Consider the following 251-nt stretch of genomic DNA (forward strand, 5'->3'; position numbering starts at 1 on the left):
CAGGGCCCCGGCCTCGGCGTAAAGCTGCCCCGACTGGGAGAGGTAGGCCTTCTCCCCGTCAAAGAGCTCCACCTCAAAGAGCTCCGTGGTCCCCTCCACGGCGCTTGGGGTGAGGATGGGGGCGTCAAAGCGGAGGAAGCCCGGCCCTCCGAAGAACTCGTGGATGGCCCTTTCCAGCTCGTCCCGGATGCGCATCACGGCGAAGGGGCGGCGGTGGCGGAGCCAGAGGTGGCGGTGGTCCATGAGGAAGT

At 67.7% G+C, this 251-nt stretch carries 1 protein-coding gene; it reads right to left on the reverse strand.

Annotation, left to right across the window (positions count from 1 at the left end; all coding sequences use genetic code 11):
• A partial coding sequence (locus tag MFF40_RS28560; protein ID WP_238263197.1) for an amino acid--tRNA ligase-related protein occupies positions 1-251 on the reverse strand: 251 nt, incomplete at both ends.

The sequence above is a fragment of the Methylobacterium mesophilicum genome, from assembly GCF_022179445.1.
Classification (GTDB): domain Bacteria; phylum Pseudomonadota; class Alphaproteobacteria; order Rhizobiales; family Beijerinckiaceae; genus Methylobacterium; species Methylobacterium mesophilicum.